General features: G+C 40.1%; 6 protein-coding genes. All 6 read right to left on the reverse strand.

Going from position 1 to position 6,722, the window contains the following annotated elements; genetic code table 11:
- Nucleotides 1–200 precede the first annotated feature (200 nt).
- On the reverse strand, nt 201–1,739 hold the full coding sequence (locus L655_RS0114430) for a transposase (protein ID WP_024605401.1): 1,539 nt from the start codon (nt 1,737–1,739) through the stop codon (nt 201–203).
- Nucleotides 1,740–1,949: 210 nt separating this feature from the next.
- A complete protein-coding gene (locus L655_RS0114435) occupies nt 1,950–2,717 on the reverse strand; it encodes a hypothetical protein (RefSeq protein WP_024605402.1) in 768 nt (255 codons plus the stop codon).
- 688 nt (nt 2,718–3,405) lie between these two features.
- Nucleotides 3,406–4,176, reverse strand: coding sequence for an SDR family oxidoreductase (locus L655_RS0114440; RefSeq protein ID WP_024605403.1), 771 nt, complete (start codon nt 4,174–4,176; stop codon nt 3,406–3,408).
- A 9-nt stretch (nt 4,177–4,185) separates the two neighbouring features.
- Nucleotides 4,186–5,085, reverse strand: coding sequence for a 3-hydroxyisobutyrate dehydrogenase (gene mmsB, locus L655_RS0114445; RefSeq protein ID WP_024605404.1), 900 nt, complete (start codon nt 5,083–5,085; stop codon nt 4,186–4,188).
- Nucleotides 5,086–5,095: 10 nt separating this feature from the next.
- A complete protein-coding gene (locus L655_RS0114450; protein ID WP_024605405.1) occupies nt 5,096–6,247 on the reverse strand; it encodes an enoyl-CoA hydratase/isomerase family protein in 1,152 nt (383 codons plus the stop codon).
- Nucleotides 6,247–6,722: enoyl-CoA hydratase-related protein (locus tag L655_RS0114455; protein WP_024605406.1), on the reverse strand; the 476-nt coding region annotated here is incomplete at its 5' end. The genes L655_RS0114455 and L655_RS0114450, both read right to left, overlap by 1 nt.

The following is a 6,722-nucleotide window of genomic DNA, read 5'->3' on the forward strand; positions in this document are numbered from 1 at the left end:
ATAACGAGCCTGTAGATTAACTCGTTTTTAAATTTGTTTTTATTGATAAACAAACCATAGCTGAGTTCCTATTTTGGTTCAATTGATTACTGTATTTTCACGCAGAATATAGAAGTGTTTGATATTGTTTTAATTGGCGTTTTGGAAGGGATTACGGGTGTTTGAGTGGCTTTTATTTAGAGTAAGAGGGCTTACCCTTCTTAATGCATCGTGTTTTGCAGCTTTTCTATATTATGAACAAGGCAATACAGTTGCCATTGCGCATTCACTTTCGTTTGACCCCGTAAGGTCAATTTATTCATGCCTTTATTCACTGTAATGTTCCCGAACACTGGCTCAATACAGCCAAGTCGTTTGCTATATTGTCGTCGACCTATGGGGCTGTCTATTTTTACTTTCATTTTGTCTACATAGCTCAGCTTTTTGCGCGATTCATTATTTATAAACTGCACTTGTCGTCCTCTTTCTATCGGTGGTTTTCGCATACATTGCTGTTGTAGTGGACATACTTTGCAATCTTTTAAGTAACCGCAGAATCGTGTGTATTGTTGGTTATGGCTGTTTACATTAACTCCGCTTCGCCACATATCATTACCTGCTGGGCAGCGGCATGTTTGGGTTGCTTCATCATAATGAAAATCGTCTGAGGTAAATAACCGAGCCTTGCCTTTACTGCGTTTTAGTCGGCGCTTTTCTTGCTCAGTTTCGTATGTTTCGCTGGCTTTAAACAGCGGATTTCGTTTTCTAAATTGGTTATCCGCAATGTAGGTATCGAACCCACTTTGCGCCATAAACTCAAGATTTACTTCGCTGTTAAACCCACTGTCTGCGGTGAATTTGATGGTGTGTTTATCTGCCATTTTTTCTGTATTGAGTTTAGCGAGTTGCTGTTTTAATTGTGCAACGGCTGGCTGTAAAGTTTGTTGTTCGCCCACTGAGCCCCACGCTTGTGCTTGCAGGATGATTTGATGTTTATCATCGTTTATCGCGATGCCGTTGTAGCCTTGAATTGTCCCTTTTGAGGTCGTCATCTTCGCACTATCTGGGTCAGTGATATTACTTTTAACAGGCTTGCCTTTACTGCCTGTTTTCTCTTCGTGAGTGGCTAAAAAATCGGTGATTTTATCTGCACTTCTATCCAGCTTTTCTTTTTGTTTTAAGTCCTGTGTTATCAACTCTTCGCCCAGTCCATCTTGTGATTGGTGGCGTTCAATAATACGTTTGCTTGCGCGTTCTAGTTTTGCTTTTTTGCGGCTTAACTCATCGAATGTGCCGCTCCACTCTTTACTCGCATTGGACTTTAATTTACACCCATCAATAGCAAACATGTTGCGGCCTATCAAGTCTTCCTCATCACATATCATCAGCACTTGCGTGAAAAGTGGCTCAATCTGTTCATGCATTTTAGCCACAAAACCCGCTATAGATGTGTAATGTGGCTGGATATCACCCGACACACTCATAAATAAAATATTATGCTCGCAAGCCTTTGCAATCCGACGGCTACTGATAAAACCATGTGCATAGCCCAGTAAAATAATCTTTAGCATTACCGAAGGCGGATACGCAGCAGCGCCCGTTTTGTCGTTGTTATACCACGCGTCAAATCCCGATAAATCGAGTTTATTTTCGACGATATAACAAAGGGCATATTCAAATGTGCCAGGCAAAATTTGCTCAGCGAAATTGATAGGAATGAATTTATTTTGACAGGATAAGTCAGGCTTGTAGTTAGCCATAACAGTTTACCGTGGGTGAATAATATCTATTAGATCACAGCGAACAGATGGATTCAAGGTTAAAAAGCAACCAACCAAGAATAGTTGGATACGTTCCTAAAAAGAGTAATTCTACAGCCTCAACGCCACCTTAAGCGGCAAAAAATTGTTTGCTAAAATGTTGAACGGAGTGAAAACAGCAAACTGTTTTTTGTCCGTTTGAAGGTCTTGTTATGTGTGTTTATCGAACAAACTTGCAACAACACCGCTTTCCAGCACAACTAATACACGATCAAAGTAATTCTTTTCAATTATGTTATCAATAGCCTCTTGATACATTAATATTTGCTCATTATCGTCGTCACTAAATTTGTTTGCATAAAAATCATGTAATGCAAGCCAAACTGGTGGCTTAACTTCACTACATTTTTGTTTTTTCACACAAATGCTTTTTCTAACAATACTTTCAAATATAACGTCTAACGGTTGTATCATATTGTTTAAAAAACTATTAATGTCATTGCTTTTTCTTATGGGAGAATTTGAAAAAGACATAGGGAAATGTTGACCATTTTTTGAAGTGTTGAATTTTTTAAATGTTATTTTCACACTGTCTTCAAAAAATATATATTCATCATTTGAAAACCCTTGAGCTAAAACCCTTTGTTCAAAGAAACGAATGAATTTTTTTCTTATTTTTCCAACTTTTATACCTGAGTGACGAACGCTAATAAAGTAACTAATATTTTTCGGCAATACGCTTTGCTTTTTAGCAATCACTTCTTTAATAAAACCATGATAACTATGTGCTAAGTTTGTTCTCCTGTTTATAGAGTTTTCGTCAACTTTAGTAATTTCTACCGAATAACTAACCTGATCGATATTTAAAATAACATCAGGTGGATCTTGTGGTGGTTCACTATAAGTTACAGATTTATGACCATTATTTAAGTAATGAGTAACTAGTGCATCTGAAACGACTACTTCATCTTTTGTCATTTATATAGACCTCAGGTGCTCAAAGTTGATACACACATAACAATTTTGTCTACGACATTTGTCGTTTTATAAACCGACAAATGTCCATATATTACAGTGCATTTATCTTAACCATCAAATAAACACCTGTAAACAATTAGTTAACTGGAAAATATTTTTAATCAATGCACAAATGCACCGAAATGGTGGAGATCAGTAATATTGGATAAAATAACAAGCACTGTCTGTATATACAGTTAACTTTTACTAGAGATTCATATCATGAAATCACCTTTTTAACTATGATAGCCGAACAAATGTATCTAAAGCGTTATGCTAAAAGTACTATTAAAGCGTACTTATACTGGATAGCTTCGTTTATTTGATTTAATTCTATGAGGCACCCAACAACGATGGGAAATAATGAGGTCGAACTTTTTTTAGCTTTTTTAAACTCGTTTAGTCAACCAACAAAATGTTGCTCATAACCTCAAACACAAGCCTTAAATGCGTTGAGCTTTTTATTTAAAGAAGTGATTAAAAAGCCACTCTCATTAGGTTTTATTAAGAGCAAATGAGCAACTAATTTCACAATAAAATGCCAACGCCGTTATCAGTCCTTTTCAAGATTATAAACTCCCCGATTTAAAACAAAAAAGCACAGCCCACAAGCGCCATGCTTTTTAAATCAATCTTAATCCAGTTCGGTTTACAAACGAATGCCGCCGTCTATTTCAACAACGCGGCCGGTAAAAAAGTCGTTTTCGATTATGTATTGTGCAGTATGCGCAATTTCGTCGCTTTCGCCTAAACGCCCTACCGGCGTTACTGCAAGCATACGTTGTTTGGCTTCTGGCTTCATGGCGTCGGTCATGGCGGTGCTTATAACACCTGGTGCAATAGCGCCTACGCGTATACCAAATCGACCAAGTTCTTTAGCCCATGTGGTGGTAAGTGCCACTACGCCTGCTTTTGATGCCGCGTAGTTTGTTTGGCCTATGTTACCTGCGCGCGCTACGCTCGACATATTAACTATAACGCCGCCTTTGCCTGATTCAATCATGTGGCTTGCAGCTTCCCGCCCTGCTAAAAACACACCGGTCAGGTTTACATCAATCACGGATTGAAATTGCTCAAGAGACATTTTTTTAACGACTTTGCCGTCTTTAGCCTTTATAAACATGCCGTCTCGCAAAATACCGGCGTTGTTTATAAGCACGCCAATGTGGCCAAAATCGCTGTTAATAGTATTAAATACGTTTTCTACTTCGCTTTCATTTGTTACGTTTGCGGCATAACCTTTAATATTGCTAGTTACACCTTCAAGCTGAGTTAATTGCTCGCATGCGGTGTTTAATAAGTCTTGTGCCATATCTATTAAAGCAATGTTAGCACCCATAAGTGCAAATTTTTGCGCCATTGCAAAGCCTAAACCTTGTGCGCCTCCGGTTATTACTACCGTGTTATTTTTAATTTCCACGCGTTGCTCCTACTTAGAAAACAGTTTAAAAATGGCACTAAAGTCATCACTACCCGCACCTTGGTGCTGTAGCATAGTGTATAAATTTTTAGCCATTGAACCCATAGGGGTTGATGAATTACTTTGCTGCGCGGCTTCCATAGCAAGGCCTAAATCTTTAGCCATTAAATCGACCATAAAGCCAGGTTTGTAATCGTTACTTGCAGGGGCTGCATCCATTACACCTGGGCAAGGGTTGTAAAGTTCAAGCGTCCAGTTACGGCCCGAACTTGCGGTCATAATGTCGCTAAGTACTTTAGGATCGAGGCCGTTGTTAATACCCATTTGCAGTGCTTCGCTGGTACCTGCCATTAAAATGCTAAGTAGCATGTTATTACATATTTTTGCTACTTGCCCTGCTCCAATATCGCCTGCATGAAATATGTTTTTACCCATATCACTAAGCACTGTATTTGCTTTATCAAACGCGGCTTTTTCTCCGCCTACAATAAAAGTAAGTGTGCCTGCAGTTGCCCCTGCAACGCCGCCCGATACCGGTGCATCCACGAAGCTTATGCCCTGCTCGCCAAGTTTACTGCCTACAATACGTGCTGATTCTGCATCTATTGTTGAGCAATCAATTACTAATGTATTGTTGCTCAGCACGTTAATTAAACCGCTGTCGTCATTATTACCTAAGTAAAGCGACTTAACATGTTTGCCCGCAGGTAACATACTAATAAGTACGTCAGCATTAGTTGCGCACTGCTTTGCATCAACAGTTGCTTTTGCGCCTTTGCTTGCAAGTTCATTTACGACCGACTGGTTTAAATCAAACACGCTAACAATATGGCCTGCTTTAATTAAGTTAGCCGCCATTGGGCCGCCCATATTGCCTAAGCCGATAAAACCGATATTGAGTTTAGTCATCGTCTTTCCTTTATTTGTGTGTTGGTGTGTCTAAGCCATTGAGTGGGTGGTTTTCGCCAAAGCGGTTAGCAAAAAAGCTGTCTATTATTGTTTGTGGTACGTCACTTAGTGTTTTGTATTGCCAATTTGGCGCACCGTCTTTATCTATTAGTAGCGCCCTTACACCTTCTTGAAACTCACCTACTTCGCCAGCGCGAACCGACATACCTAGCTCCATTTTAAAACACACTAATAAGCTTTTGCCTTTACTTGTTTTTAATTGCTCACTAACGAGTGCACAACTTAGTGGGCATCCGTGTTTAAGTGATTTTTGAGCGCGCTGTAGCCACTTATCATCAGTGGTTAGCCCTAAAATATAATCAAGTTGCTCCTGCAAGGTTGTAAATTCACCCAGCTTTTGAATCGTTTTTAAATTAGCTTTTATATTGCCTTTTGGCATACGCGCAGATTGGTTGTCTAAATCGGTTAATAACTTAGTTAAACGCTCATGATTTAAACTTGCGGTTTTGCCCCACTTTGCAGTTAAAATTTGCGTAAGCATGGAATCATATTTAGTGCTGTCGATAAAGTGATCGGCAAGTGATACAAAACGCGCGTCGTCGCAGTTAATTGATGCCGACGTTAACCCTAAAAATAGCCCCACGTTTTGTGGCATTTTATGTAAAAAGTAACTGCCGCCTACATCTGGGTATAAACCTATGGTTTGCTCTGGCATGGCAATGCGAGATGTTTCGGTTACGACGCGATGGCTAGCACCGGCCATTAACCCTAAACCGCCGCCCATCACTATACCGTTACCCCAAACAAGGATTGGTTTATCAAAGGTATGAATAAGGTAATCAAGCTTGTACTCAAGCGTAAAAAACTCTTCAACTAAGCTTGTTGGTTTACCTTGCGCCATTGCATGATGAAGGCTTACAACATCGCCGCCTGCACAAAATGCTTTATCGCCTGCGCCTTTTAACAACACCATTGCAATAGCATCATCGTCTTGCCAAGCTCGCAATTGCGGCTCAAGTAATTTGATCATCTCAAAATTAAGTGCATTTAAGGCTTTTGGCGCATTGAGTGTAATAAGCCCAATTAAACTGCCGTTTTCTGCGGTTGCGGTTTCAAATACCACGGGCTCATCGGCGCTATTTAATAATGTTAAAGCACTCATTAGCCATTTACCCAGTTAGCGTGGCGTTTTTCTAAAAAGGCATTTACGCCCTCTTGTTGATCTTCGGTATCAAATAAACCAACAAATAACTCGCGCTCAAGAGGCAATACACTTGCCATTGGTTGATGACGCCCCTTTTGAATCAATGTTTTACACGCAGCAACTGAGGTAGGGCTTTGATCGGCCACTTGGTTGGCAAGTTTTAGTGCTGCCGCAAAGCTTTCACCTTGTGGTACTACTTCTTCTACTAAGCCAATTTGTAGGGCTTTATCAGCTTTTAAGCGCTCGCCGCATAAAATCATCCGTTTTGCCCAGCCTTCGCCTACAAGCCATGCTAAATTTTGTGTACCACCCGCACACGGTAATAACCCTACTTTAGCTTCAGGGAGCGCCATTTGTGCTTGCTCTTCCGCAATACGTATATCGCACGCAAGCGCAACTTCTAGCCCGCCGCCCATTGCATAACCATTAATGG

The sequence above is a fragment of the Pseudoalteromonas sp. TAE79 genome (genome assembly GCF_000498015.1).
GTDB lineage: Bacteria > Pseudomonadota > Gammaproteobacteria > Enterobacterales > Alteromonadaceae > Pseudoalteromonas.

Excerpts from the sequence above, each read along its gene's own strand:
- L655_RS0114435 (WP_024605402.1), bottom strand. The coding sequence starts at position 2,717 with ATGACAAAAGATGAAGTAGTCGTTTCAGATGCACTAGTTACTCATTAC.
- L655_RS0114450 (WP_024605405.1), bottom strand. The coding sequence starts at position 6,247 with ATGAGTGCTTTAACATTATTAAATAGCGCCGATGAGCCCGTGGTATTT.
- mmsB (WP_024605404.1), bottom strand. The coding sequence starts at position 5,085 with ATGACTAAACTCAATATCGGTTTTATCGGCTTAGGCAATATGGGCGGC.
- L655_RS0114430 (WP_024605401.1), bottom strand. The coding sequence starts at position 1,739 with ATGGCTAACTACAAGCCTGACTTATCCTGTCAAAATAAATTCATTCCT.